At 48.0% G+C, this 25199-nt stretch carries 27 protein-coding genes and 1 tRNA gene; 22 read left to right on the plus strand and 6 right to left on the minus strand.

All coding sequences use genetic code 11. The features are described from left to right. Positions 1-55: 55 nt before the first annotated feature. The 4 genes from J0M34_02495 to J0M34_02510 all read left to right on the plus strand — a co-directional run bounded on the left by J0M34_02495 (position 56) and on the right by J0M34_02510 (position 4002). On the plus strand, positions 56-2395 hold the full coding sequence (locus tag J0M34_02495) for an NADP-dependent malic enzyme (protein ID MBN8543112.1): 2340 nt from the start codon (positions 56-58) through the stop codon (positions 2393-2395). 61 nt (positions 2396-2456) lie between these two features. Next, positions 2457-2828 (plus strand): hypothetical protein, encoded by a 372-nt coding sequence (locus J0M34_02500; GenBank protein ID MBN8543113.1) that lies wholly within the window; start codon positions 2457-2459, stop codon positions 2826-2828. A 143-nt stretch (positions 2829-2971) separates the two neighbouring features. Continuing rightward, positions 2972-3250 (plus strand): hypothetical protein, encoded by a 279-nt coding sequence (locus tag J0M34_02505; GenBank protein ID MBN8543114.1) that lies wholly within the window; start codon positions 2972-2974, stop codon positions 3248-3250. 128 nt (positions 3251-3378) lie between these two features. After that, positions 3379-4002 (plus strand): hypothetical protein, encoded by a 624-nt coding sequence (locus tag J0M34_02510; GenBank protein ID MBN8543115.1) that lies wholly within the window; start codon positions 3379-3381, stop codon positions 4000-4002. Here J0M34_02510 and J0M34_02515 read toward each other — a convergent pair. The 5 genes from J0M34_02515 to J0M34_02535 all read right to left on the minus strand — a co-directional run bounded on the left by J0M34_02515 (position 3999) and on the right by J0M34_02535 (position 9004). Next, positions 3999-4682, minus strand: a complete 684-nt coding sequence (locus J0M34_02515) for an epoxyqueuosine reductase QueH (GenBank protein MBN8543116.1) — start codon at positions 4680-4682, stop codon at positions 3999-4001. The two genes, J0M34_02510 and J0M34_02515, sit on opposite strands and share 4 nt — an antisense overlap. Positions 4683-4767: 85 nt before the next feature. Then, positions 4768-5508, minus strand: a complete 741-nt coding sequence (locus tag J0M34_02520; GenBank protein MBN8543117.1) for a hypothetical protein — start codon at positions 5506-5508, stop codon at positions 4768-4770. A gap of 115 nt (positions 5509-5623) precedes the next feature. Continuing rightward, a complete protein-coding gene (locus J0M34_02525) occupies positions 5624-6220 on the minus strand; it encodes a hypothetical protein (GenBank protein ID MBN8543118.1) in 597 nt (198 codons plus the stop codon). A 141-nt stretch (positions 6221-6361) separates the two neighbouring features. Beyond that, entirely contained in the window at positions 6362-8515 is a 2154-nt protein-coding gene (locus tag J0M34_02530) for a bifunctional (p)ppGpp synthetase/guanosine-3',5'-bis(diphosphate) 3'-pyrophosphohydrolase (protein ID MBN8543119.1), read from the minus strand. An 87-nt stretch (positions 8516-8602) separates the two neighbouring features. Then, positions 8603-9004 (minus strand): DNA-directed RNA polymerase subunit omega, encoded by a 402-nt coding sequence (locus J0M34_02535; protein ID MBN8543120.1) that lies wholly within the window; start codon positions 9002-9004, stop codon positions 8603-8605. Positions 9005-9165: 161 nt separating this feature from the next. Here J0M34_02535 and J0M34_02540 point away from each other — a divergent pair, with 161 nt between their 5' ends. The 8 genes from J0M34_02540 to J0M34_02575 all read left to right on the plus strand — a co-directional run bounded on the left by J0M34_02540 (position 9166) and on the right by J0M34_02575 (position 13472). Continuing rightward, positions 9166-9624, plus strand: a complete 459-nt coding sequence (locus J0M34_02540; protein ID MBN8543121.1) for a hypothetical protein — start codon at positions 9166-9168, stop codon at positions 9622-9624. Positions 9625-9652: 28 nt separating this feature from the next. Further along, positions 9653-10603: a lipoyl synthase gene (lipA, locus tag J0M34_02545; protein ID MBN8543122.1), complete on the plus strand. Its 951-nt coding sequence runs from the start codon at positions 9653-9655 to the stop codon at positions 10601-10603. Beyond that, positions 10596-11264, plus strand: coding sequence for an adenylyltransferase/cytidyltransferase family protein (locus J0M34_02550; GenBank protein MBN8543123.1), 669 nt, complete (start codon positions 10596-10598; stop codon positions 11262-11264). Before lipA ends, J0M34_02550 begins: the two co-directional genes overlap by 8 nt. Then, positions 11264-11695, plus strand: a complete 432-nt coding sequence (locus J0M34_02555; protein ID MBN8543124.1) for a type II toxin-antitoxin system RatA family toxin — start codon at positions 11264-11266, stop codon at positions 11693-11695. The genes J0M34_02550 and J0M34_02555 overlap by 1 nt, the downstream gene beginning before the upstream one ends. Before the next feature lie 28 nt (positions 11696-11723). After that, positions 11724-11811, plus strand: a tRNA-Ser gene (locus tag J0M34_02560). 167 nt (positions 11812-11978) lie between these two features. Then, positions 11979-12347: an HU family DNA-binding protein gene (locus tag J0M34_02565; protein ID MBN8543125.1), complete on the plus strand. Its 369-nt coding sequence runs from the start codon at positions 11979-11981 to the stop codon at positions 12345-12347. A gap of 69 nt (positions 12348-12416) precedes the next feature. Continuing rightward, positions 12417-12770, plus strand: coding sequence for a RidA family protein (locus J0M34_02570; protein ID MBN8543126.1), 354 nt, complete (start codon positions 12417-12419; stop codon positions 12768-12770). A gap of 9 nt (positions 12771-12779) precedes the next feature. Continuing rightward, positions 12780-13472, plus strand: coding sequence for a hypothetical protein (locus J0M34_02575; protein MBN8543127.1), 693 nt, complete (start codon positions 12780-12782; stop codon positions 13470-13472). A gap of 22 nt (positions 13473-13494) precedes the next feature. On the opposite strand, the gene J0M34_02580 is transcribed toward J0M34_02575, so the two are convergent. Further along, positions 13495-14448: a hypothetical protein gene (locus J0M34_02580; GenBank protein MBN8543128.1), complete on the minus strand. Its 954-nt coding sequence runs from the start codon at positions 14446-14448 to the stop codon at positions 13495-13497. A 169-nt stretch (positions 14449-14617) separates the two neighbouring features. Here J0M34_02580 and J0M34_02585 point away from each other — a divergent pair, with 169 nt between their 5' ends. The 10 genes from J0M34_02585 to J0M34_02630 all read left to right on the plus strand — a co-directional run bounded on the left by J0M34_02585 (position 14618) and on the right by J0M34_02630 (position 25197). After that, on the plus strand, positions 14618-16297 hold the full coding sequence (locus J0M34_02585) for a hypothetical protein (GenBank protein MBN8543129.1): 1680 nt from the start codon (positions 14618-14620) through the stop codon (positions 16295-16297). Between the two features lie 27 nt (positions 16298-16324). Continuing rightward, positions 16325-16801: a GNAT family N-acetyltransferase gene (locus J0M34_02590; protein MBN8543130.1), complete on the plus strand. Its 477-nt coding sequence runs from the start codon at positions 16325-16327 to the stop codon at positions 16799-16801. A gap of 6 nt (positions 16802-16807) precedes the next feature. Further along, positions 16808-18181: a leucyl aminopeptidase family protein gene (locus J0M34_02595; protein MBN8543131.1), complete on the plus strand. Its 1374-nt coding sequence runs from the start codon at positions 16808-16810 to the stop codon at positions 18179-18181. A gap of 81 nt (positions 18182-18262) precedes the next feature. After that, positions 18263-19468: a hypothetical protein gene (locus tag J0M34_02600; GenBank protein ID MBN8543132.1), complete on the plus strand. Its 1206-nt coding sequence runs from the start codon at positions 18263-18265 to the stop codon at positions 19466-19468. 62 nt (positions 19469-19530) lie between these two features. After that, complete coding sequence (locus J0M34_02605) at positions 19531-19911, plus strand: MarR family transcriptional regulator (GenBank protein MBN8543133.1); 381 nt, start codon at positions 19531-19533, stop codon at positions 19909-19911. A gap of 212 nt (positions 19912-20123) precedes the next feature. Then, complete coding sequence (gene fliF / locus J0M34_02610; GenBank protein ID MBN8543134.1) at positions 20124-21758, plus strand: flagellar M-ring protein FliF; 1635 nt, start codon at positions 20124-20126, stop codon at positions 21756-21758. Between the two features lie 9 nt (positions 21759-21767). Further along, positions 21768-22805, plus strand: coding sequence for a flagellar motor switch protein FliG (fliG, locus tag J0M34_02615; protein ID MBN8543135.1), 1038 nt, complete (start codon positions 21768-21770; stop codon positions 22803-22805). Further along, the gene (locus J0M34_02620) at positions 22805-23512 is read left to right on the plus strand and encodes a hypothetical protein (GenBank protein MBN8543136.1); all 708 of its coding nucleotides are present in this window, start codon (positions 22805-22807) and stop codon (positions 23510-23512) included. The genes fliG and J0M34_02620 overlap by 1 nt, the downstream gene beginning before the upstream one ends. 11 nt (positions 23513-23523) lie before the next feature. After that, the gene (fliN, locus tag J0M34_02625) at positions 23524-23814 is read left to right on the plus strand and encodes a flagellar motor switch protein FliN (GenBank protein MBN8543137.1); all 291 of its coding nucleotides are present in this window, start codon (positions 23524-23526) and stop codon (positions 23812-23814) included. Positions 23815-23856: 42 nt separating this feature from the next. Next, the gene (locus J0M34_02630) at positions 23857-25197 is read left to right on the plus strand and encodes a sigma-54-dependent Fis family transcriptional regulator (protein MBN8543138.1); all 1341 of its coding nucleotides are present in this window, start codon (positions 23857-23859) and stop codon (positions 25195-25197) included. Positions 25198-25199: the final 2 nt, after the last annotated feature.

Below are 25199 nucleotides of genomic sequence, written 5' to 3' on the forward strand. Positions count from 1 at the left end.
CTGCCGTGGGTTTTGACGATATTTGAACGCCAAGAAATAGCTAAGGAAGATGACAATGGCCAGCGAAAACATGAAAATTACCGACGAAGAAGCTCTTGCCTACCACGCCATGGGTCAGCCTGGAAAAATTTCCATTACTCCTACGAAGCCACTTATTACACAGCGCGACCTCGCGCTCGGCTACTCACCTGGTGTTGCTGTTCCTTGCATTAAAATCCATGAAGATAAAAATGCCGCTTACGATTACACTTCAAAGGGCAACTTGGTTGCGGTGATTTCTAACGGCACTGCAGTGCTTGGTCTTGGTAATCTTGGTGCACTTGCCAGCAAGCCTGTGATGGAAGGTAAAGCGATCCTCTTCAAACGATTCGCAGACATTGATTCGATTGATATCGAAATCGATTCGACCGACATCGAAGAAATTGTCAGCGCTGTAAAAGTTATCTCACCAACCTTTGGTGGCATTAACCTCGAAGACATCGGCGCACCTGATTGCTTTATTATTGAAGAGCGCCTGAAAGCGCTGTGCGATATCCCCGTATTCCATGACGACCAGCACGGCACGGCTATTATTACGGCTGCGGGTCTTATTAACGCTGCGCACGTCACTGGCCGTAAGTTCAGCGACCTGAAAGTCGTTGCAAACGGCGCTGGTTCGGCAGGCATTGCGTGTATTGAGCTCATCAAGCGCATGGGCGTGAAACACGAGAACGTATTGCTCTGCGATAGAACGGGCGTGATTTACGAAGGCCGCACCGAGCAAATGAATCAATGGAAATCAGCGCACGCGGTAAAAACAAAGCGTCGTACGCTCACTGAAGCACTCGAAGGTGCGGATGTATTCTTGGGTCTGTCATCTGCAGGTGCTGTGACCAAAGAAATGGTGAAGTCGATGGCGAAAGCGCCAATCATCTTCGCAATGGCAAACCCTGTTCCAGAAATCATGCCTGAGGAAGTGCTCGAAGTTCGCAAAGACGCGATCATCGCAACAGGCAGAAGCGACTATAACAACCAAGTCAATAACGTGATGGGCTTCCCTTACATCTTCCGTGGTGCGTTGGATGTTCGTGCAAAAACCATCAACGAAGAAATGAAAATCGCTGCTGCTGAAGCGCTTGCACGTCTTGCGCGTGAAGAAGTGCCAGAGGAAGTGTTGGCTGCTTATGCTGGCCGCGAAATGAAGTATGGCCCTGAATATATTATTCCAACACCATTTGATCCGCGTTTGATTACGACCATTCCAGTGGCCGTTGCCCAAGCAGCGATGGATACAGGGGTTGCGCGTAAGCCAATCAAGGATTTCGATGCGTATAAGCACGCACTTGGTGCACGCTTGAACCCAACCGCGAATAGCATGGCGCAGATTTTTGACGTAGTGCGTCAAAATCCACAGCGCGTGATTTTCGCAGAAGGTGAAGAGGAAAAAACCATTCGTGCCGCTATTCACTGGCGCGATAATGGGTATGGCGCGCCTATTCTCGTTGGCCGTGCAGACCGCATTCGTGATACGATTAATCACCTCGGCATTAAAAACGCGGATGATTTGGAAATCGTCAATGCGGCGGTTAGCAAGCACCTCAATCTCTACATTGAGCAGCTATATAAGAAGCTGCAGCGCAAAGGTTTCCTTGAGCGCGACGTTGAGCGCATGGTGAAGAATGATCGCAACATCTTCGCAAGCTGCATGCTGCAAGCTGGCCATGGTGACGCGATGGTTACGGGTCTTACCCGCAACTATTATCGCGCACTCGAAAACATCTGCCGCGTGATTGATACGAAAAAGGGTGAGTTCCTGTTCGGCATGTCGGCGCTGGTGACCAAAAACCGTACCGTATTTATTTCGGATACGGTGGTGCAAGAACTACCAACTTCCGAAGAACTGGCAGACATTGCCATTCGTACGGCGAAGAAAGTGCGTCAGCTTGGTCATGAGCCACGTGTTGCCCTGCTCTCTTACTCGAACTTCGGTAACCCGATGAAAGAGAAGAGCAAGCGCATTCGTGACGCGGTTGAGCTTTTGGATGAAAACAAAGACATCGACTTTGAATATGACGGTGAAATGTCGGCGGATGTAGCACTCAACACCGAATTGCGTGCGCTTTATCCGTTCTGCCGCTTGAGCGAGCCTGCAAACGTACTCGTGATGCCAGCACTGCATTCAGCGCATATTTCTTCGAACCTGATGGAAGAACTCGAAGTAGGTAGCGTGATTGGCCCCGTACTGGTTGGGTTAGAGAAACCGGTGCAAATCGCCAGCATGAACGCGTCAGTGTCCGATATCATCAATCTTGCTGCTGTCGCGTCAGTTGAGGCAATTGATGAGAAAAATCATAAGGTTACCAAGAAGCCAAAAAAGAGCGCAGTCGTTTCGATTGATAAAGCCAAAAAGAATTAGGCTTTACGCTTTCTTAAGTTTGCTGTGACATCATACGAAAAAATGATGAGGGTTATTCGCTATGCCAAATCCAACCATAAACCTTGATGATATCAATGACGCAGAAGAATTAGCTGCGGCATTAAAAGGTTTTCAAGACCGAGGCTTGAGTCCAGACGCCTGTATTGAAGTATTCTCTGGCGGTGGCGATGGCGGTGAAACCCACGACACAACCTCAATAAGACATATACCTAACTTATATGCTAATGGTTATCAGCCCGTTGGGGACTCGCCTAACGCGTCTGGAGATTATGAGCCTATTTCACCTCAAGCGCATTATAAGATAATCTCTCGCGAACTAAAAGAGGCAGGCGTTGCGATACCATCAGAATATGATCCAGATATCGTTGTTGGTAGGGCGCCAGGCGGAAGCTGCGCTGTGAGAAGAAGCTAAATCTCCTAGATATTTCATATACGCCAACCTTGACGAAATTTTAGCGGTTTTGCCCTAGCCTTATCATTATGGACTTAGACGCTATACTAGAAGCACTTGGATTCTCGAGCACCCCTACAATCCGTGTCGATAGGGGGATGAGCATGTCTAATCTTGCTGCACGCATTAATTCTGTCGTAGGTGATATGAGTTCTTGTGACCGCGTGAGGATTCAGTGGCCTTCTGGTGTTGATGTGCATGGCGCTCCAAATGAAGTGTATGTTGGAAATGTTGCTACTACACTTGCTATGGCGTTGGGCGGCAGCACCCCCGCCAGTCAAGTTGAGTTTTACCACCAATTGAGCCGCGAGTTACTAGATACGGCAACCATTGTTAGACCACTGACACCTGCGCAGTGCCCGACATCATCACGCAGTCGCTAATTCAGCCTAGATTTCATCTGTTTCAGGGCTCATCAATAGCACTCTTTCTCGCAAGTTGCTCATTATTTATCAAATTTTAACGATTTTGTGTGAGTATGAATTAGCACCACAGAAAAAAGGGAACGGGCATGGTAACCATAGGCGATATGATAGAAGGTCTGCGCATTGAAATGTATGTAGCGCACGGCATATCCAGAGAAGATGCGAGAGCGGGGCTTTATGGACCAGAAACTACAGCACTCGTAGAGGCTCATCTGGAAGCAGCAATTACAGCCGCAAAGCAAGCTTTTTACCGAACACCAGGCCTAGACGCAGTGGATTATGAGATTTCGACCGCCACGATGGGCACCGCTGCCTCATATGCACGTATAACGCTATCAGAACTCGGCTATTCAGATGATGTACTAGCGCGTATCCGCGAAGTCGATGGCTTCACATACATTGCAGGTGAAGCAGGTGAGCAAGCAAACCGAGAATATAGACAAGTATTTCGTGACGCTGCTCGAGAAGGAGCTGACGCATTCCGAATGAATGCTTCTCAAGTGGTCGGCAATGCAGTTGCAGAGGCATGGGGGAATACAGGATTATTCACCGATAGCGGTAGAATAAGACGTCGTGACGCTATTATAAATCAAGTAATTGCTGACTCAGAGCAAACATTCTCCCCCGAAGATTTAGGAACTATACGCCTTGAAGCAACCCGAATAGCCAGAGAAACTTATGAGGAAGAAAAAGCTCAAAATGAGCGCTAGTTAGCCTTCAGCTTTTCTTCATACCATGTTTCGCCGATAGCGATTTTTTCGCGGCCTTTGGATTCGCGCCAATCATTCGTATCGCGTAGCGAGTAAATGCAGCCGCAATATTGCTGGGCATAGAATTCCTCGCGCTTGGCGATTTCATACATACGTGCGCCGCCGCCCTCTTTGCGCCAATTATAATCCCAGTACGTAATGCCTTCATACGGCGCAGCAGCACGGATACCGCAGTCATTAATCTGGTCCATATTCTTCCAGCGCGAAATGCCTAATGAGCTGGTGATGACGGGAAAACCGTTCTCATACGCGTAAAGCGCCGTGCGCTCAAACCGCATATCAAAACACATGGTGCAACGCACGCCGCGCTCGGGCTCGCGCTCCATGCCTTTGGCGCGGGCAAACCAATTCTGCACGTCATAATCCGCATCCACGAATGGGATACCCATTTTTTCTGCAAAGCGGATATTCTCGTTCTTGCGAATCTCGTATTCTTTCTTGGGGTGGATATTCGGATTATAAAAGAAAATGGTAAGCTCGATGCCATTGGCGATCATCTGCTCCATCAATTCCCCTGCACATGGCGCGCAGCATGAGTGCATTAACACGCGCTTAGCACCATTCGGCGGCGCTAAGTCCACATGCTTTACATATTCGACTGCGTGTTCGTGCTGTTGCATAGGGCGCATTTAGCCTGTGGCCAAGCGAAACTCAATAAAAAAGGCGGGGTGTTGCCCCGCCTTTGGTGATTTTTGAGGTATCGTTCTAACGTACCGTTTCTGTTGAAATAGCGCCTGCATCACGGCGCTCAAGGCGCTCTACATGGCTTTCATTCTTTTGGCCTATCAAGGCATCAAGACCCATTTTAGCGACCACAGCAGTTGCGATGGCACCACCAATTACTCCTGCCTTTGCGCCCGTGCTAAGATGAGAGAATGTTCCTGTAAATCCATTTACTTGGCGAGTAAATCGAGCAGCTTGTTGTTCAGCCTTTGCTGCTATTTTTGATGCTTCTCCGCCTTGATCGAAGAATTTTGCGATTGTCGCTTCATCTTTAATATCAACAAATTTTTCACCGCCATCTAGGGCCTTTTTTACTGATTTTGGCACTAGTGGCACATCCTCGACACTGTGTAAAAATTTATTAGAGGCGTCATAAAATTCGACGCAAATTTTGCCTTGGTCATTTTTGGCATATTGAATGGTGTGAACCATGTCGGGATCTAGGACATCAGTGTTCAATAAACCTTTTACATCAGATATAAGTTCATCAATAGATTCTACCTTGACCTTTAAATCAGGGCTTTTGACTACTTTATCTAAGTATTTTTGTTCAAAAGTATTACTGATTTTATCGACACGAACATCTTCTAACTCACCAGCTATTCCCTTGCGATAAAGCCCCTCACCCAAGTGATTCGTTGCGGCGTAGCCTGCGCCAGCACCTGCGGCTGCGCCTCCCGCTAATCCAACAACGCCTGAATCTTTCTTGCCATCATCGCTCATAATATCTCTCCATTACTAGAGTCTACCATATAGCGCGCCCCCAGAAGATGAAGTTTGCGTGACAATAAAAAAGGCGGGGTGTTGCCCCGCCTTTGGTTGTTTATTATTGGCTAACTTAGCGTGCTGGCTCGGCTGAAGCTTCTGCTTCGCGGCGTGATTCAATACGCTCTGCATGGCCTTCTTTTTTCTGACCGATAGTCGCATCCAGAAGCATTTTACCAGCTACTGCAGTGGCAACGATAGCAACACCAACCGCCCCTTTTTGCCCCATCGTCATATTGCCTCGGAAATTGAATTTTCCACCCTTAAGGTTTTTGGCAAGATCAGTTCGCGCTGCCTTTTGAGCATCTTTAGCAGCTTTTTCTACTGCTTTTGCATCTTGAGCGACATCAGTAACAGCATCTAAAGCTTTTGATTCAACAGTCAGAAGGACTGGCTTACCTTCAGCGTTCTTTATCAGTGCATCACTTGCATCTTTAAGGATTTTATCCTTGTTTTTGCCTAAATCCAAAACGCCTTCGGTTTTAAAATTCTTTGCGTCTAGGCCAAGTTTCTTAAACTCCAAATTATCGGTTTCGATAAGGCCTGCGCCAATGGCATCCACCAATTTTCCGCGCTGGCGATCATACATTAATTTACCTGCACCTGCTGCAAGGGCACCACTGCCCGCTAGGCCAAGTAAACCAGAATCTTTTTTGTCATCATCGCTCATAAAGCTTCTCCTATATGGTGTGAATATAACCTATTAAGACAAGCAGTAGTGTGAAGGTTTTGTGAAGGTTGTGCTTTCATAAGCCACGCATGGACGGCGGTTGACGCCGAAAGGCCCAGCGCCGCTTGAGCGCGCTTAATATTACATGCGCTCAACGGCCTGCACCACGTCTTTGGCACGCAAAGAAGCGATGATGTTGCTAAGATGGCGGGCGTTTTTGACTTCTACATCAATAATCAATTCAAAGAAGTCGGTGCTGCGATTGGTGATCTTTAGGTTACTGATATTCCCTAAATCCTTAGCAATGACGTTGGCAACGGATGCCAATGCCGCCGTTTCATGGCTTACGGACATTTTTAGACGGCCAATAAAGGTTTCATCACCTCCGCCACCGCCTGCGTCCCACGATACGTCAATCCAACGCTCAGGCGCGTCTGCGAAATTCTCTAGCGTTTCGCACTCCATCGTATGGATGGTAATGCCCTTCCCCGTCACCACGATGCCGACGATTTTATCACCTGGAATAGGGTGACAGCAGCCAGCAAAGTGAATCGCCATGCCTGGTACCAGCCCCTTAATAGGCATAGGCACGCCTTTTTTAGCGGTCTTTTTACGAAGCTTGGCAAGGCTGAAAGGGTTTTGCACCCCCGCACCTTCGGATTTGCGTGTATGGAACACCGCATCATAGACTTGGTTGCGATTGATTATCCCCTCGCCCACTTCGGCGTATAGATCTTCAGCCTCTTTCTTTTGGAACACGGCTAATGCTGGCTCCAACATTTTGTCGGTAAGCTCGTGACCTTCTTGTTTGAAGGTTTTGCCAAGAATGGCTTTACCAAGCGTAACGTATTCTTCGCGCTGCTGCGTGCGAATGAATCTACGAATTTCAGACTTTGCCTTGCCCGTAACAACAAATCGTTCCCATGTAGGGCTTGGGGTTTGTGTTTTCGCCGTGATGATTTCGACTTGGTCACCGTTTTTGAGTTGGTGCTTAAGCGGCACAATGCGGCCATTTACCTTCGCGCCTACGGTGGTGAAGCCAACACCTGAGTGTACGGCAAAGGCGAAGTCGACAGGCGTTGAACCGCGTGGCAGCGCGATGATGTCGCCTTTTGGCGTAAAGCAGAATACCTGATCGTGATACATTTCGAGCTTGGTATTCTCTAAGAATTCTTCGGGGCCTTCTGACTGCTCAAGAATTTCGAGCAGTTCGCGCACCCAGCGATATTGCGTACCTTCGGTTGCCGCTTTGTCTTGGCCCTGCTTATAACCCCAATGCGCCGCAATCCCGTATTCGCCGACCTCGTGCATTTCATAGGTACGGATTTGAATCTCAATACGCTGCTGGTGTGGGCCGATAACGGCGGTGTGGATGGACTGATAGCCGTTCACTTTCGGCGTTGAAATATAGTCCTTAAAGTGGCCAGGGATGGTGTGATATTTTTCGTGAATCAGACCGAGCACTTGGTAACATTCGCCCACGTTATTCACGATAATGCGGAAAGCAACAATGTCGGCCAGTTGTTCAAAGGTAACGCCCTTGCTCTCCATTTTTTTCCAAATGGAATAGGGCTTTTTCTCACGGCCATAGACGCGACCATTTTCAATCCCCGATGATTGCACCATCTCGCGCAGCGTGTCTTCCACCTTCTGAACTTGGCTTTGGCCTTGCTTGCGGAGAAATTCGAGTCGCTTGGTAATGGAGTCACGCGCTTCAGGAAACAGCTCTTTGAAGGAGAGTTCTTGTAGCTCTTCCTTAAGGCGACGCATACCGATACGCTCGGCAAGGGATGCGTAAATCTCCAATGTTTCGCGGGCGATGCGCTGGCGTTTCTCGGGCTTCGGAATGTAATGTAGCGTCTCCATATTGTGGAGGCGATCGGCGAGCTTCACCATCAAGACTCGCAAGTCCTGAGACATGGCGACGACAAGCTTGCGGAAGTTCTCCGCCTGCTTGGTGGACTCAGATTGGATTTCGAGACGATTTAGTTTGGTAACGCCATCGACCAACCCGCGAATTTCATCGCCGAATAAATCTTGGATTTCGTCGAGCGTGGCGTCCGTATCCTCCACCGTATCGTGCAGCAATGCGGTGATGATGGAGGCGGTATCGAGCTTATATTGCGTAAGCTTATAGGCTACTTCGACGGGGTGTGAAAAATAGGGGTCGCCACTGGCGCGAGTTTGGCTGCCGTGCTTTTGCATGGCATAAATATAGGCCTTATTGATTAAGTCCTCGTCCGCATTAGGATCGTAGGACTTGATCTTCTCGACCAGCTCCATTTGGCGAATCATGTTAGTAATATAGCGTGCAAATCAGCCACTTACTAGAGGAATGGCCGCAAAACTGTTTAATGATGAAGAACTGTGTTGTTCGGGCGACTAGTCGTCTACTTCGACGTTTTCTTCAACAAAGCTCATGCCTTGTGAAGGTTGGTCGGAAGCGATGTACTGGCGGGCATCTTCAAACGCCTGTTCGATTTCGCCATGCGAATTCACCGAGTAAACCGAGTGCTTCTGCTCTTCTTCGCCCTCGATCTTATCGTTGGGGTCAAAGCCAGACTTCTTCTGGAAGTGCTGGATGATTTCTTCATGAACCAACGATTTGTCGATGGTCTTTTCAGCGATTTCACGCAGGGAAACTACGGAATCTTTATCGTTATCACGGTCAATGGTCAGCGGCATGCCCGAGCTGATTTGTTTCGCGCGCTGCGCGGCGGTAATAACCAAATCAAAGCGGTTTGGGATGCTTAAAATACAATCTTCAACGGTAACGCGTGCCATGACTACTCCAGCAGTTTAAGTATTAAGGATGGGGGTTTCTAAGGTATTACGCCCAGCTTTGCAAGCTTTTTGAAGGGTAATTGTCATGCAACCTTAACACAAAGCGCTGAATTACAGAGCTATGTCTAGGTCCGATTGAACCAAACACTGAGGAGTTTTTTATGACAAAACTAGGCGAAGCGCTGCGTAGCAACGATAATAACGACGTTACGTTTGCAGCGACATTCTCGGGCGATGTTAATAATCAAGGCATTGGAAGACAGAGCTTTAACGTTACCACGCCGTGTGGCTTGGGCGCAGATGGTGTTGAGGCACCGCTTCGCGGTTTTTCGGTTCAAGGCGATAGCATTTTTGGCTTTGATTTTAATTTTAGTAACCCCAGCCTATATGATGGCCAAGTAGTTACTCATGCTGGTGTGGCAGACGCACTTGAAAGCACCGTCGATATGATTGCCAACCGTGGCGCTATCAGCCCAGTAGAAAGCCAAGCATTTGATGCGCTCATAGAGACGATTCGCGAAGCAAACCGTGATTCGAGATACGTTACTAAAGAAGTAGACGATATTGAGTCTCAGCTTCGCCGTGTGCCGGGCAATGAGAGTCTCGTTATCCGTCGCTAGACTTGCTCTTGCCCCAAATATCTACTAAATGCGGGGCATGGCCGATCTATTAAATATGTCCAAGGCGGAAGACAAAAAGCTTCCCAAGCCCGACTGGATTCGGGTGAAAGCCCCTGTATCGCAAGGGTTCAAGGATACGCGCGACCTGATGCGCAGCCAGAAATTGAACACCGTGTGCGAAGAGGCGGCTTGCCCGAATATCGGCGAGTGCTGGTCCAAAGGTCATGCGACGGTGATGATTCTGGGTGATACCTGCACTCGCGCCTGCGCCTTTTGTAACATCAAAACGGGCGTACCCAATAAAGTCGACCCTGACGAGCCGCATAATCTGGCAGTCGCGGTTGGCCAGCTTGGCCTGAAACACGTGGTCATTACCTCGGTGGATAGGGATGATCTGGAAGATGGCGGGGCGAATCACTTTGCTCAATGTATCGAATATATACGCACCACCGCGCCTGAAACGACGATTGAGATTCTCACACCCGATTTCCGCCGTAAGGACGGCAACCTTGAAATCGTGGTGAAGGCTCGCCCTGATGTGTTCAACCACAATATCGAGACGGTGCCGAGGCTTTATCAAAAAATCCGCCCGGGGGCGCGCTACTTCCATTCACTGAACCTGCTCAAAAAAGTGAAAGAGCAAGATCCGAGCATTTTTACCAAATCGGGCATTATGGTCGGCCTTGGTGAAACAAAAGAAGAAGTGCTGCAGGTGATGGATGATTTCCGCTCGGCAGATATCGACTTCATCACCATTGGGCAATATCTACAACCCACGCCAAACCATGCGCCAGTTGATCGTTACGTTACCCCAGACGAATTCAAATATTATGAGCGCGTAGCATGGACGAAGGGATTCCTGATGGTGTCGGCAACGCCCCTCACCCGCTCCAGCTACCATGCGGATGCGGATTTCGCCCGCATGCGCGACGAGCGCAACAAGCGCCTAGAACCCAACGCGGCGAATGATAATGTCTAATAATACCGTTGTTTGTGTTGGAAGATTTCAACCTTTTCATAATGGACATTATTATCATCTAAGGGAGCTTATTGAAGAAGGTTTGCAGCCGTTGGTTTTTATTCCCGTCAACACCCAATTACCTCGAGAACCTTTTACATTCGAGCAGAGGAAACGGATGATTCAACTGTCATTTGCAGACAGCGCCGTTCAACCAATTATCATTCCCTTGGATAGTAATTACCAATTTTTGGGGAAAGACGAGTCTGGTCTAGCAATATTCGACATAAAAAATTGGACAGATGGGATTGTGCAGAAAGTAGAAGATTTATTCCCGAATCAGAAAGTTGCTTATGCATCTGGATACAATTGTGAAAAATACAATTTAAAATACGGATCAATCGATTTGGGAAAAATTGCCTCAGTTGAATCCTTAGGAAATAGTAATTCTATTTTTGAGCGCTTCATTGAAACCAAATACAAGGGACAAGTTCATGCTACGCAAATCCGCAAACAGTTCATACAAAAAGATGAGTTTGGGCGTTTTAGTCTCACTACTAACGGCGAATTCGATGCTAATGAAGTAATGCCTCCCCAAGTCGTCAATTATATTAACACCGAGTGTCAGAATGTGCTGGGTTCTCTTCACCATTATTGCCATTCTGCTAAATTTGTAACCTGATGCCCTCCCACTCCGAAACGCGCCCATCCCCCTACTCGCCTGAACAACTTATGGCGATGGTGCTGGATGTCGAAAAATACCCCGAATTTTTGCCGTGGTGTCGTGCCGCGCGGATTGTTGAGCGCCATGCGGATTATTTTTTAGGTGAGTTGGTGATTAGCTTTAATCACCTGACGGAGCGTTACACATCAAAAGTCACGGCGCTGAAAAATGACATTAAGGTGGAGCTGGTGAAAGGACCCTTCAAACACCTCACCAACCATTGGCGCTTTGAGCCAACGGCTACGGGCACGAATATCCACTTTCATCTCGATTTTGAATTTAAATCCAAGCTGCTCGATACGCTCATGGGCGGGCTATTCACCCGCGCGACCGAGAAAATGACCATGGCCTTCATGACCCGCGCCGACGCGCTTTACAAAAAGGACTAGTTAGCTTATTCCCGCTTATCCGCAGTGGGGAGAGGTGGCCGAGTGGTTTAAGGCGCACGCCTGGAAAGTGTGTATACGGCAACGTATCGAGAGTTCGAATCTCTTCCTCTCCTCCATTTATCCCCATAAAACCCTACAAAACTTATCAACCACATGCTTTTCGTGCTTGAAATCCCGTAAAAATAGGCGTTAAACAGTTGGCACGAGGCCAATCGGCCGAGAGGATGCGTAACTAGTAACAGATTGCGCAATCACTAACGCAACTAACTTAGGAGACTTCTACATGGCTAAGAAAAAAGCAAAATCAGCACCAAAGGCAGCAGCACCAATTCGTCCGGTAAAAAGCCGTCTGACGAAATCGGCTCTGCAAAGCTTGATCGCTGAGCGCACCGGTTTGACCCGCAAACAAGTTGGCGAAGTTCTGGGCGAACTCGAAGGCGCAATGTTGGGTTCAGTTCACCCAAATGGCGTAGGCGAATTCATGTTCCCAGGTCTGTTCAAAGTTGCACTGCGTAAAGTTCCTGCTCGTAAAGCAGGCACGCTGATCCGCAACCCAGCTACGGGTGAAATGATGAAAGCTGCTGCAAAGCCAGCTTCGGTTCGCGTTAAAATCCGCGCACTCGCTAAGTTGAAAACTGCTGCTAGCAAGTAGTTCGTTTTTCACTTGTCTAAAAATACACCGGCAGTGCAAACTGCCGGTGTTATTTTTTAAGGAGATAATATGGCCGATATTAAACGTATTGATGCAGGTGCGCGCATGAGCGAAGTTGTCGTTCATGAAGGCAAAGCTTATTTGTGCGGCGTAGTCGCGGACAGCACCGTTGGCAAATCTGTCTATGAGCAGACCAAAGATATTTTATCGCAGATTGATGACATGCTTGCCAAAGCAGGAACCGATAAAACGCGCATGCTCAAAGTCAATATCTGGCTGACCAATATCGCCACGTTTGATGAAATGAACAAAGCGTGGGACGCATGGGTGGTAGCGGGCAAGACCCCTGCCCGCGCAACCGTTGAAGCCAAGCTCGCGGGCAAGGGCTACGATGTCGAAATTATGGTAGAAGCTGCAATATAGGAAGTATTCATGAAAAAACTGATCGCACTTGTTTTGGTTATTGGCGTGGGCGCCTACCTCTATCTCAATCTGGGAGCGATGGTAACGCAGACAGCAGAAAAAATTGCCAGTGGCGCATTGGGCGTTGCCGTCAATATTGGCTCAGTTGATGTGTCTCTCTCCGATAAGAAAGTGACGGTAAACACCATCGAAATTGCCAACCCGACAGGTTATAGCAAACCGCATGCAGTGACTGCCAAGTCCATTGCAATTGGTTTGAACACCGCCAGCAAACAACTCATCGATTTCAAAGATATTCTCGTTAAAGGTTCAGTGGTGAATCTTGAAATGAACGAGAAAGGTATGAACCTTGTTGATCTTAAGAATCTTGCTAATAGTAAAAAGCAGAAAGAAAGCGTTGGTAGCGAGCAAGTGCGCGTTATCGTTCAGCATATGGTGATTGACGCCTCGACAATCAATCCTAGTGTTTCATTCCTCAAGCATGACATTAAACCCATCACAATGCCTGCAATCACATTCTCGAACATTGGCAAAGGCGGCGGTGTGAAAGCAGGTGATGCGATTTCACACATTCTGATTAAATATCTTTCTGCTATTGAAAAGACCGCACGTGATAGCGGCGCATTGGGTGATATTCCGATTCTAGATAAAATCGGCAAAAACGTTGATGATGTTGCAAAGGGCTTGAAGGATTTATTCTAAGCCAGCCCGTGCGGCACTATTATTAGGGTTGAAGCAGCGCTGGTGTTGATTTTTCTTCGGCAGCTAGGCGCTCCGTGAAGTGGTGGTGGCCGCCCATTTCTTCCTGCTTTTTAGCTACCTTATCGACGGTTTCACTATCAATCCCAATAGTACTGCCGATGACTTTCGTCGTTGGAATGATGATATTCTGGCTATTGAAGCGATCCCACTCGATGAATGCGCCTGGCGCTAGCGCTCGCCCGCCAATCAGTAGTCCGTTACTAATTAATGCTCCGATGGCTTTTTGCTTACCGATTTTCCATAAATCCAATTTGTCGGCGGCCAGAACACCCTTGATCACTTCTTGCCTTAGCTCGTGATATTGCCCCGCCATACCAATAGGGAAAGAAAACACGTTCCACATGAACGCTTGAGGTAAATGGGAAACTTCGTGCTCGTAAATTTGCTGTTGCTTCTGTTTGAATGCCTCAGAATCTTCTGAAACGAAATTCTTTTTTGCCCACTGCTTCGCGGCATCATGCGCGCCCATCTTGAAGGCCCAACCCAATGCGGGTTCCAGCAGATTACGTACATCATTCATCACATTGGGGGCATAACGCTGTATCAATATGGTTGGAATAACCGCACCAACATCACCATACACTTCACCTTTGAACCAGTGCTTTGCCTCTAGCCAAAACTCTTTCCTAGCTACCTGCTTAGTGAAATGGCTGAATCGTTGGCCAAAACTAGGATTGACTACTTCGTGGACATGACGATGCGCACCATGGTCATGCGCAGTGCAGCCAATATTTAATTTTTTATCGAAAAATGCCCCTGCTGCAGCCGTGGTGAAAGGCTGAATGAGCGTGTCCGTCGTCATGCATGATAATGCGTGATTGATGGTATAAGCAATGTCTTCTGCTTTTTGCAGTTGCGACTTTTTGCGTTCTTCTTCGCGCCTTTGCGCTTTTGTACTGTTGTGTATCTCGCTCATATTCTCTGCACGCAAGCTTAAGCCAATTGAGAATCATTCTCAATAACTAAGTTGCGAATTATTCTCAATATACAATTTACTCATCAGCAAGTGTATGAAGATTATGTGACAATGCCTGATTGGCATTGAGTAAAATTGGCTATCGTGGCACCATCATTCCAAGGTCGTTATGAAGTTTTCAACATTAGAACGCATACGCGATAAGCAACGTTTGGATGATGATGAGATTAATCATTTATTGCCCTATCATCGCTATTTTGCGCGTATAGGCGACACCGACACCATCTTACGAATGATTGAAGCTGCTGAGGGCTCTACAGAGAAACAGCTTATTCGCCAAAATTGTGTTCTTGAAGCTTCTGAGTACGGAAAATTAGAAACGCTGAAAACCATTCTGAATGGCTCGGCGGTTAAGCTCATTCGCTATAACAACTATGCCCCAATTCATTTTGCCAAGAACGGCGGCCATCAAGACGTTGCGGAGTATTTAATTTCCACGGTTTGTAATGGCTCTCAAACCCAAATAGAAGGTTTGAGAGAAACGCTCAAATTGTCTGATTTTAATTGGGAAGACTCAGAGCAACATGTCGCTGAGGATTACTTAGAGTTCGATGAATCCCTTGCTTATGCCGACCCCGCGAAACCTGATGAATTGCCCCCAGCCTTATCTGATTATTCGCCCTATGGGTTTAACGCGACACTTTATAACGAGTTGCTAGATTTATGCAGGTTGCGCTGCGAGCTTAAGGGCTATCACGATGGAGCAGAAAAAAGAGCTTATAATGCGTCTGTATTATTTGGCAGCGTTGAAAACATTGATCGATATTTAGAGTCTACAGATTACGGCAAACCATCACACACCTATCTAGATTTTGATCTACCTAAAGATAATGGTCCGTGGGACATAGAGGCATGGCGTGAGTTGACGATTACGCATGGTTATAAAATTTACCCTTATCTTAGATATGCTGACAAAATCGAAGCAAAGCGTGCAGAAATATTTCCAGATGTCGCACTTGAAGACCTCAGCGCTGAACAGGTCGAGCAATTAGCATGTCATGCGCTTTATACGGGCGCTGAACAAAATATCGAAGCCGCAAAGGTCGCGGCACATCTTAACCTCACGCAGGAGCAATTTGATGAAACCGTAAGCCTGCTCAAGAAGTCATGTTCAAAGGAAGCGGACAGCACTCCTGATATTCATATTGATGGGGCGGATATTGGCAAATCAGGCTTTACGATGGAGAAAGTGCCAAAAGATAGCGCGATCAACCTCTGGGTAGGCGGGTATAAAAAAATTAGAAATTGCTGTAAGATTGGTACCGTAGGCAATGATACCAATACAGATGGCGCAGAGTTGGCGAAAGCTCAATCACATTGGTCGGATTTATCACTTTACGTTATTCGAAATGCCAAAGGGAACATCTGCGCCAAGCTTACAGGTTGGGTGAAGGGCGATCGCTTTGTTTTCAATTCTTGGCAGGCACATGGTAATAAATATCAACATCTAATGTTACCCTTCATGACGGAAGCGGCCATACAAGTCATAGAAGAGAATCCCCATATTAATGCCGTTAATATAGGAAAAACCAAAACAGCCAGAACAGAGGCTGATGCTGGCAATATCAAACCTTCTACTGCAGAAAAAGGTGGTTGGATTCCCACTCGGGCTATTTTTATTGATGATAGTGATATACCCAACAGCGTGCTGCAAGACGCTGATTGCAAAGTACAAATGGAAATCACAAGTCGCGATAGGCTGGATGAATCAAAAAGCAGGCTTGCATCTATCGTAGAAGACCTTACTAGGGATACTACATCCCAATCGTCTAGTAGGGACTGGTTCTAGTACTCATATTAATTCAAGAAAGATTTTATGCTCCGCATTCGCCATGCAGTACGCGAGGATACACCTCTTATTCTTGATTTCATTCGCCAACTGGCGGAGTATGAGAAGCTCTCGCATGAGGTGATCGCTACTGAACAAACGCTTAGTGATTCTCTGTTTTGCGATAACCCCAAAGGCTTTTGTGTGATTGCTGAGTGGAACGGCGCGCCTGTCGCATTTGCATTGTATTTTTATAATTTCTCAACATTCCTTGGCAAAACGGGTATTTATCTCGAGGACTTGTTTGTGAAGCCAGAAATGCGCGGCAAAGGCATTGGCAAGTCGATACTTAAATATCTAGCCCAGAAGGCGAAAGCGGAGGGTTGCGGGCGCTTGGAATGGTGGGTGCTGGATTGGAATACGCCTTCGATTGAATTTTATAAATCACTCGGCGCAGTTGCGATGGACGAATGGACGGTGTATCGCGTTACAGGAAAAGCTCTCGACGAACTCGCCAACTCCTAAGGTAATATGACCCACTATTTTACACATTCCGCAAAGCGCGCCACCCCTATCGTTGCGCTAACGATTTCTCAATTCCAGCCTTGGCTTAAGCGCCAACACGCTACAACACAGGCTTGGGTGAAAGCCAATATAGCCACCCCTAAAGCCGACACAGCACTACTCGTACCAGATGCTAAGGGTAACGTATCGCAGGTGATTGCGATCACGGGGGATGCACCCACTATTTGGTCGCTGGCGCACCTACCAGCCGCATTGCCTGCCGGAACATACAGCGTCGATACATCATGGAATAGAAAGCAACTTGCTGATGCGGCGCTAGGCTTTGCATTAGCGCAATACCAGTTCACCGCTTACCGCAAAGCGGAGCGTAAGGCGCTCACCTTGGTTCTACCAAAATCCATTGATATTGACGCACTTGAAGAGCGCGCCGAGGCTATTTATCTGGCGCGTGACCTTATCAATGCGCCAACGAATGACATGCTCCCCTCTCATTTAGCGGCGGCTGCAAGAAAAGTTGCTAAAGAGATCGATGCATCGTTCAGCGTGATTGTGGGTGATAATTTGCTCAAGAAAAATTACCCTGCAATACATGCCGTTGGTCGCGCATCTACCGACGCACCGCGCCTTATTGATTTGAAGTGGGGCAACCCTAAACACCCCAAGCTGACGCTGGTTGGCAAAGGCGTGTGCTTTGATACGGGCGGGCTGGATATCAAGCCTTATGCCTCCATGAAGCTTATGAAAAAAGACATGGGCGGCGCGGCGCTAGTTTTGGCATTAGCCAAAGTCATTGCTGCTGAAAAATTGCCCGTGCGTTTACGCGTATTGATTCCTGCTGTTGAGAACAGCATAGCGGGTAATGCATTCCGCCCGCAGGATATTATCCAGACACGCAAGGGTTTGAGCATGGAAATCGGCTCAACGGATGCGGAAGGCCGTGTCATTCTGTGTGACGCGCTGAGCGAAGCGGACAGCGAAAATCCCGATTTGATCATTGATGCAGCCACACTTACGGGCGCGGCGCGCACGGCATTGGGCGCTGAACTCCCTGCCCTTTATTCCAATGATGATGGGTTGGCGAAACAATTACAGAACCTCTCGCTCGCTGAATCCGATCCTATGTGGCATATGCCACTATGGGCGGGCTATGATAAGTACGTGAATAGCCCGATTGCCGATGTTACCAATACCCCTAATTATGGGTTTGCTGGATCGATCACCGCCGCATTGTTTTTGAACCGTTTTGTACGCAAAGAAACACCATGGATTCACCTTGATACCTATGCCTGGAATGCCGAGTCACAGGCCGGTAGGCCAGCAGGTGGCGAAGCCCTTGGAATTCGTGCATTATTGGCCCTTCTAAAAGCACGCTACCAGTAGCAACCTTCACACAATCTTCATATTACGAATATTGCACGCGTGGTAAACTCACAGAGACTACCAAAAGGTGTGTAATAGCTAATGGCTACAAAAAAGTACAATGACAGGTTAGTGAGGAAGGGGGATATTTCCACCTACGTTCACGCGTCTGACGCATGGCTTGAGAAGCGCAAAAAAGAGCTGCGCGGCTTCGTCAACGAGCCAGATCTTACACCGCCAGAAATTGCTGATTCAGTGGCGCTACCTGTTACGGTTGCGGGCGTTGGTGCAGGCTGGACTGTATGGCAAGCGCTAGAAATTGATCGCGGCACAAAATGGTTATCAAAGTTCGCCGAAGAACGCCAAATTCCATGGCTTAGAAAATTACTTACGACAAAGAACGGCAAGGTTTCTCTTTTATATAACGCTGATGAATATAAAATGACGCTGCGCAACGTTTCTCAGAAAATAGCTGATTTCCATGTACGCATAGGTTCACTTTTAAGTCTTGGGGATAATACGGATTACATTGAAAAGTTGTATTACGATATTCCAGGCAACCTTAATCCAAAGGATAAACTTGCGGCACAACAAAAGAAATTTTTTGAATCTGCTGTAGATTCGGGCTTAGAGGCGCTCGATGCAATAATTGAAAAGCCAGCTAAATTAGGCCACAAGGGTGCACTTCCCTATCTTGAGCCACTGCGCACAGAATTGCGTGAGTATGTAAGATTAAACGGCAAAACTGGGCAAACCGCATTGCACATCGCGCAAAAGTTAATGACGACACTTGAGCATATTCATACGACAGAACCACAAATGCATGTCAGTAAGTACTATCAAATCTGGCAAAGCGATACGGACGGAATAACACATTATTTCAATAAGTACCTCGCTAAAAGCTTGAATGAACACAACCCTATTCAAGCCGCTAAAAATTTTGCAAACAGCGCGATTGATGCCTGCTGGCCCTCTATCAAAGAATCGGCAAACCTTGATAACAAGGCAATACGCGATCGCATTGCCAAACCCGCTACTCTTATCGCTGCTGCTGCAGCGATGTTGGTAATCGGCGTTCGCAGCTACTTCAGTTCTCGCAAGCAGCAGTTATTGGAGTGGGAAACTGAGGCGAGCTTTATTGAGCGTCTTCAGGATGAACGCGCAGTCAAAGAATCAAAGCACGATAGAGAACATCACTCTGAGAGAGACACGGGTCACCATACAGACAAGCCTGCAAAAACGCATAAAGAGCGTGTAGCGGAACGCCGTCATGCTACGTCGCATGGCGATCACGCACATAGCATTTAAATTTCGCTAGCTTATTTCAGAATTCCCATTAAGAATCATTCCATCATCGAAATGAGGAAGCCATGTCTGTAAGCGATACCCAAGAAGCATTAAAACTTTGGCAGCGCATTGTTACGCGCTCTTTGCGTGAATTGCCTTATGATTTGTCGCAGCGCCAAACCGCCGTGCTGCTTACGGTCTACATGGTTCCCGCCCCACACACGATTCGTAATCTGGCTGAGCGTTTGAATATATCGAAGCCTGCTGTGTGTCGCGCTTTGGATGCACTCTCGGCGTTGGATTTGATTCGCCGTAAAAAAGACGAAGAAGATCGTCGCAATGTGTTCATTCAGCGCACCGTAAATGGTTCGGTGTTTCTGCGTGATTTCGCTGACCTTATGGTTCAGGAAAGCAAGAACCCAACTGTGGATTCAATGCCACTATTTGCACCGATGGCCGCATAATAGGTAATTTTTTCCTATATTGATGATATTTCGCTTGATTCGAATCGCAAAATGTGGCTAAATGGCTTACATAACGGGCAATTCTTGCCTGATTAGGGGAGAGCCAGGGACACATGACGCATATAACGTCACAGCATCGGCACCAAACATCTCGTCTCTCCCCTTATTCTATTATCTTTACGACCCATTTTTTGAGGTAATCTATGGCGACGATGACGGAATCATTCAGAGAGCTTGGCCAAATCAAAATCGCGGCGCTTCTCGGATCAGCAGTTATCCTCATCGGCTTCTTTATTTTTATCTCCATGCGCGTTGCGGCACCTATGATGTCGCCCCTCTTCACCAACGTCCCAACGGATGAAGGTGCAAAAATTATCCAAGAGCTTGATAAGCGCGGCATCCCCTATGAGTTACGCGCGGGCGGCACGCAGGTAATGGTGCCCTCAGACCAAGTGAATAAGCTGCGCTTGGTGATGGCGGAGCAAGGCATTCCCTCACAAGGCTCTGTGATTGGTTATGAGATTTTTGATAAGTCTGACGCGATGGGTACATCGAACTTTGTACTCAACATTAATCAATTACGCGCACTTGAAGGTGAATTAGCGCGCACGATTAATGACTTTGAATCAGTTGAACAAGCACGCGTACACCTCGTGATGCCAAAGCGTGAACTCTTCACGCGCGATACGGTAGAGCCAACCGCTTCGGTCGCGTTGAAGCTGCGCTCTTCTGGTGGTCTTACAAAAAGTGAAATCGCAGCCATTCGCCATTTGGTGGCAACTGCCGTTCCTGGCCTTAAGCCACAACGCATCACGATTGTTGATAGCCGCGGCGGATTGCTGGCTAAAGGCGTTGATGAAAAAGACGATGCCAACGTATTGACTGAAGAAGCCGAAGATTTCCGTGTTGCGTATGAGAAGCGCCTCGGCAGTACGGTGGAACAGCTCCTCGAGCAATCGATTGGTGTTGGCAAAGTAAAAGCTAAAGTACATGCAGATATTGATTTTGACCGTACCGTGCGCAATCTCGAGAAGTACGATCCAGAAGGCCAAGTGGCGCGCTCGGTTCAGTCCATCAATGAAAATGAAAAATCAAATGAGCGTTCACAAGATCAAACCGTGAGCGTTTCCAACAATCTTCCTGACGCGAATGCTGCAGGTGGTTCAGGTTCTAACGCTGAGTCAAACCGTGCACGTACCGAAGAGACCACTAACTTTGAAATCAGCAAAGAAGTGATCAATTCCGTTAAGGAAACGGGAAATGTTAAACGCCTTAGCGTTGCCGTTCTGGTGGATGGTATTTACACCACGAACGCTGAGGGAGAGCAGGTTTATCAGCCACGCTCAGAAGAAGAGTTAGAAAAGCTCCGTCAGCTTGTTAACTCAGCAATTGGTTTTGAAAAGTCACGTGGTGACGAAGTGCAGGTTGTTAATATGCAGTTCGCCGCACAAACTGATGATATTTTCGAAGAAGATGGTCTCGCGTGGCTCAAAGATGACCTGAACAACATTATCCAAACACTCGTGCTTGGTGGTGTTGCGATCCTTGCGATCCTTCTGGTCATTCGCCCACTTGTTGCACGTGCTATCGAATCGGCGGAAGCTTCGCAACGCCAAGACGAGCTGGAGCAAGCAGCACTTGCCGCGCCTTCGATTGCAGCACGCCTAACCGATCAATCGCGCATTGATGATGGCGAGCATGAAGTTGATCCTGGTGAAGAAGAGATGATCAACATTGACCGCATTCAGGGCAAAGTGAAATCGTCGACGTACAATAAAATTAACAGCATGGTGGAAAAACATCCGGAGGAAACCCTCCAGATTCTTCGCCAATGGCTCATGGCATAAGGGGGAATTATGGCACTTCCAACCGCAACTTCAGCTCCCAAGGACGATTACCGCAAGCTTACGGGCGCGCAGCGTTCTGCGATTCTCCTCATGTCCGTGGATGAAGAGTCCGCTACTAAAATTTTCAACATGATGGATGATGAGGAAATCAAAGAAATTTCCAGCACCATGGCGTCACTCGGCACGGTAAGCGCTGAAACCGTTGAGCGCTTGTTTCTTGATTTCGTTGAGTCCATGAGCAATAGCGGCGTGGTGGTTGGTACGTACGATTCTACGGAACGCCTCCTCATGAAAGCGCTTGGTAAAGAGCGTGTCGATACCATCATGGAAGATATTCGCGGCCCTGCTGGTCGTACGACGTGGGATAAGTTGGGCAACGTGAATGAAGAAGTTCTCGCTGCATATCTGAAGAATGAATACCCACAGACCATTGCTTTGGTGCTGTCTAAGGTACGCGCCGATCACACGGCGAAGGTTCTCTCCGTCTTGCCCGATGATTTGGCAATGGAAGTGATGATGCGCATGCTGGATATGGAATCCGTCAAGAAAGAGGTGATGGATGGTATTGAGCGCACGCTGCGTGTTGAGTTCATGAGCAATCTGGCCAAAACGCAACGTCGCGATACGCATGAAGTTATGGCTGAGATCTTCAACAACTTCGACCGTAACTCTGAATCCAAATTCATGGATCTGCTTGAAAAGCGTAATGCAGAAGCTGCAGAACGCATCCGCAACCTCATGTTCACCTTCGAAGATCTCGCGAAGATCGACCCAGCAGGTATCCAGTCATTGCTGCGCGTGGTGGAGAAAGACAAGCTTGCGACCGCTATGAAAGGCGCTTCGGAAGTTATCAAAGACCTGTTCTTCAAGAACATGTCAGAACGTGCTGCGAAGCTGCTTAAAGAAGATATGGAAGCAATGGGTCCAGTGCGCCTCAAGGATGTGGACGAGGCACAAATGTCCATCGTTATGGCAGCGAAAGATCTCGCCGCTAAGGGTGAAATCGTTATCGCTGGTGATAGCGCCGACGAACAATTGGTATACTAATGCGCATACAACGTTACGACAGTTTGAACCTGCGCGACTTCAGATTGCCATTCGAGGCAGTAGAAGCCGCTTCACCTATGGTGGAGGACGAAGCGCCAGCGCCCCCTCCTCCGCCTTCTTATACGCAGCATGAATTGGAGATTGCCCGCCAAGCTGCGCACAAAGCGGGATTTGAAGAAGGTGTTCAAGCAGGCGTTGCCAAAGTAGTGAATGAAACCCACCTGCGCGATAATGACGCCGCAGAAGCGATGCAAAAACTTGCGCAATCCATTCAGCAATTACATTCCGAATACCAAGCTATACTGGATAAGCAGACAGGTGAATTGACTGAATTGGTGACGTTGATCGCGCGTAAGGTCGCCGGTGATGCGCTTACCATGTATGGCGAAAAAACCATTGAAGGCATGGTGATGCGTTGTTTACCTGTGGTGCTTTATAAGCCGCATGTATTGATTGATGTGCACCCCGACATTCACGAAAAGGTGGAAGGCCACTTAACGCGCCTTTTGCGCGAATCAGGCTTCACGGGCGGTTTAACGGTGCGCGCCTCTACAACCATTTCGCGACACGACATAAAAATCGACTGGGCTGCTGGCTATGCAGAGCGCTCTACGCAAGCATTATGGGCAGAAGTTGCTATGTTACTTGATCAGCTTTCCATTCAAATACGTGATGAACCAACCAACAACGAAACAACATCTAACTAGACGAGGATTTTATGGCAGACCCAATGGATACAATGGCCTTCAATGACACGAATGATGGCAATATCACGCTGGATGTAGTGAGCGACATCCCCGTTCAGATTTCAGTCGTGCTTGGCAAAACCAACATGCAAGTGCAGCAGCTTTTGAAGCTTGGTCGCGGTGCGGTGGTGGAACTAGACCGCAAAGTGGGTGAACCTGTCGATATTTTCGTCAATGATCGTTTAGTGGCGCGCGGCGAAGTGGTCGTGGTTGAGGATAAAATCGGCGTAACGATGACGGAGATCATCAAGGCCGAGAAATAGAATACGCGTTCAGAAAGAAACGGCGAATTCGAGGAGAGTGTTATGAGATTATTGATTGTCGGTGATTTAGAAGGACAGATCGGTACGGCGAGCCGTATTGCGCGCGACAACGGCGCGAAAGTATCGCAAGTATCGGATATTGATAGCGCCTTCGCGATGTTGTGTGATGGTCAGGGTGCCGACATCATTATGATCGAGGTTCACCAAGATATTGCCCGCTTTGTGGATTTGCTTAAGCATGAACGCATCTCGGTGCCAATCGTCGCCTGCGGTATTCAAGTGGATGTGAAGCTTGCAACGGCTGCAATTCGTGCTGGCGCAAAAGAATATATTCCCCTGCCGCCTGATGAAGAATTGATTGCTGCCGTGCTTCAGGCCATTTCCGAAGAAAGTCATGCTGTAGTGCATGGCTCGGAAATCACCAAGCGCGTGTTAGCGATGGCGGATCAGATCGCCCAATCGGACGCCAGCGTATTGATTACGGGTGAGTCAGGCACAGGTAAGGAAGTAATTGCGCGCTATATTCACCGCAAATCTGCACGCGCGACCAAGCCATTCATCTCGGTTAACTGCGCGGCTATTCCAGAGCATTTGCTGGAATCCGAATTATTCGGCCATGAGAAAGGTGCTTTCACAGGCGCACAGGCGCGCCGCATTGGTAAATTCGAAGAAGCCAATAATGGCACATTGCTGCTCGATGAAATCAGCGAAATGGATATTCGCCTACAGGCTAAGCTGCTGCGCGCTATTCAAGAGCGTGAAATTGATCGTGTGGGTGGCAATAAGCCGATTAAAGTTAATATCCGCATTTTAGCGACCTCTAACCGCGACCTTGAGGCGGAAGCCAAGAAAGGCACGTTCCGTGAGGATTTATATTTCCGACTCAATGTGATTAGCCTTCATATGCCTCGCCTTGCTGAACGCGCGGATGATATTCCGCCACTAGCTGAATTCTTTATTGATAAGTACTCAAAGGCTAATGGCATGCCGCCACGCAAACTGACTGCCGAAGCTACGGCGAAGCTTAAAGCTTATCCATGGCCAGGTAACGTGCGCGAGCTTGAGAATATCATGCACCGCGCTGTGCTGATGGCGCAGGGTAATATGATCGACGATACCGCGATTCTTCTTAAGACTGTGGTGCCGCCCGTTGCTTCTGTAATCGCATCCAGCAGCCCTGCTCCCACATCAGCGACTCCTAAACGTAGTGACATGGTCGGCCGTACGGTAGAAGAAGTCGAGAAAGAATTGATTCTGGATACGCTGGATCATTGCTTGGGGAATCGCACCCACGCTGCGCAAATTCTAGGTATTTCCATTCGCACTCTGCGTAACAAGCTGAAGCAGTATAACGAGACTGAAAACCAGAAAACAGGGAGCTAGTT

It is taken from the genome of Alphaproteobacteria bacterium, from assembly GCA_017302575.1.
Lineage (GTDB): Bacteria > Pseudomonadota > Alphaproteobacteria > Rickettsiales > UBA3002 > JAFLDD01.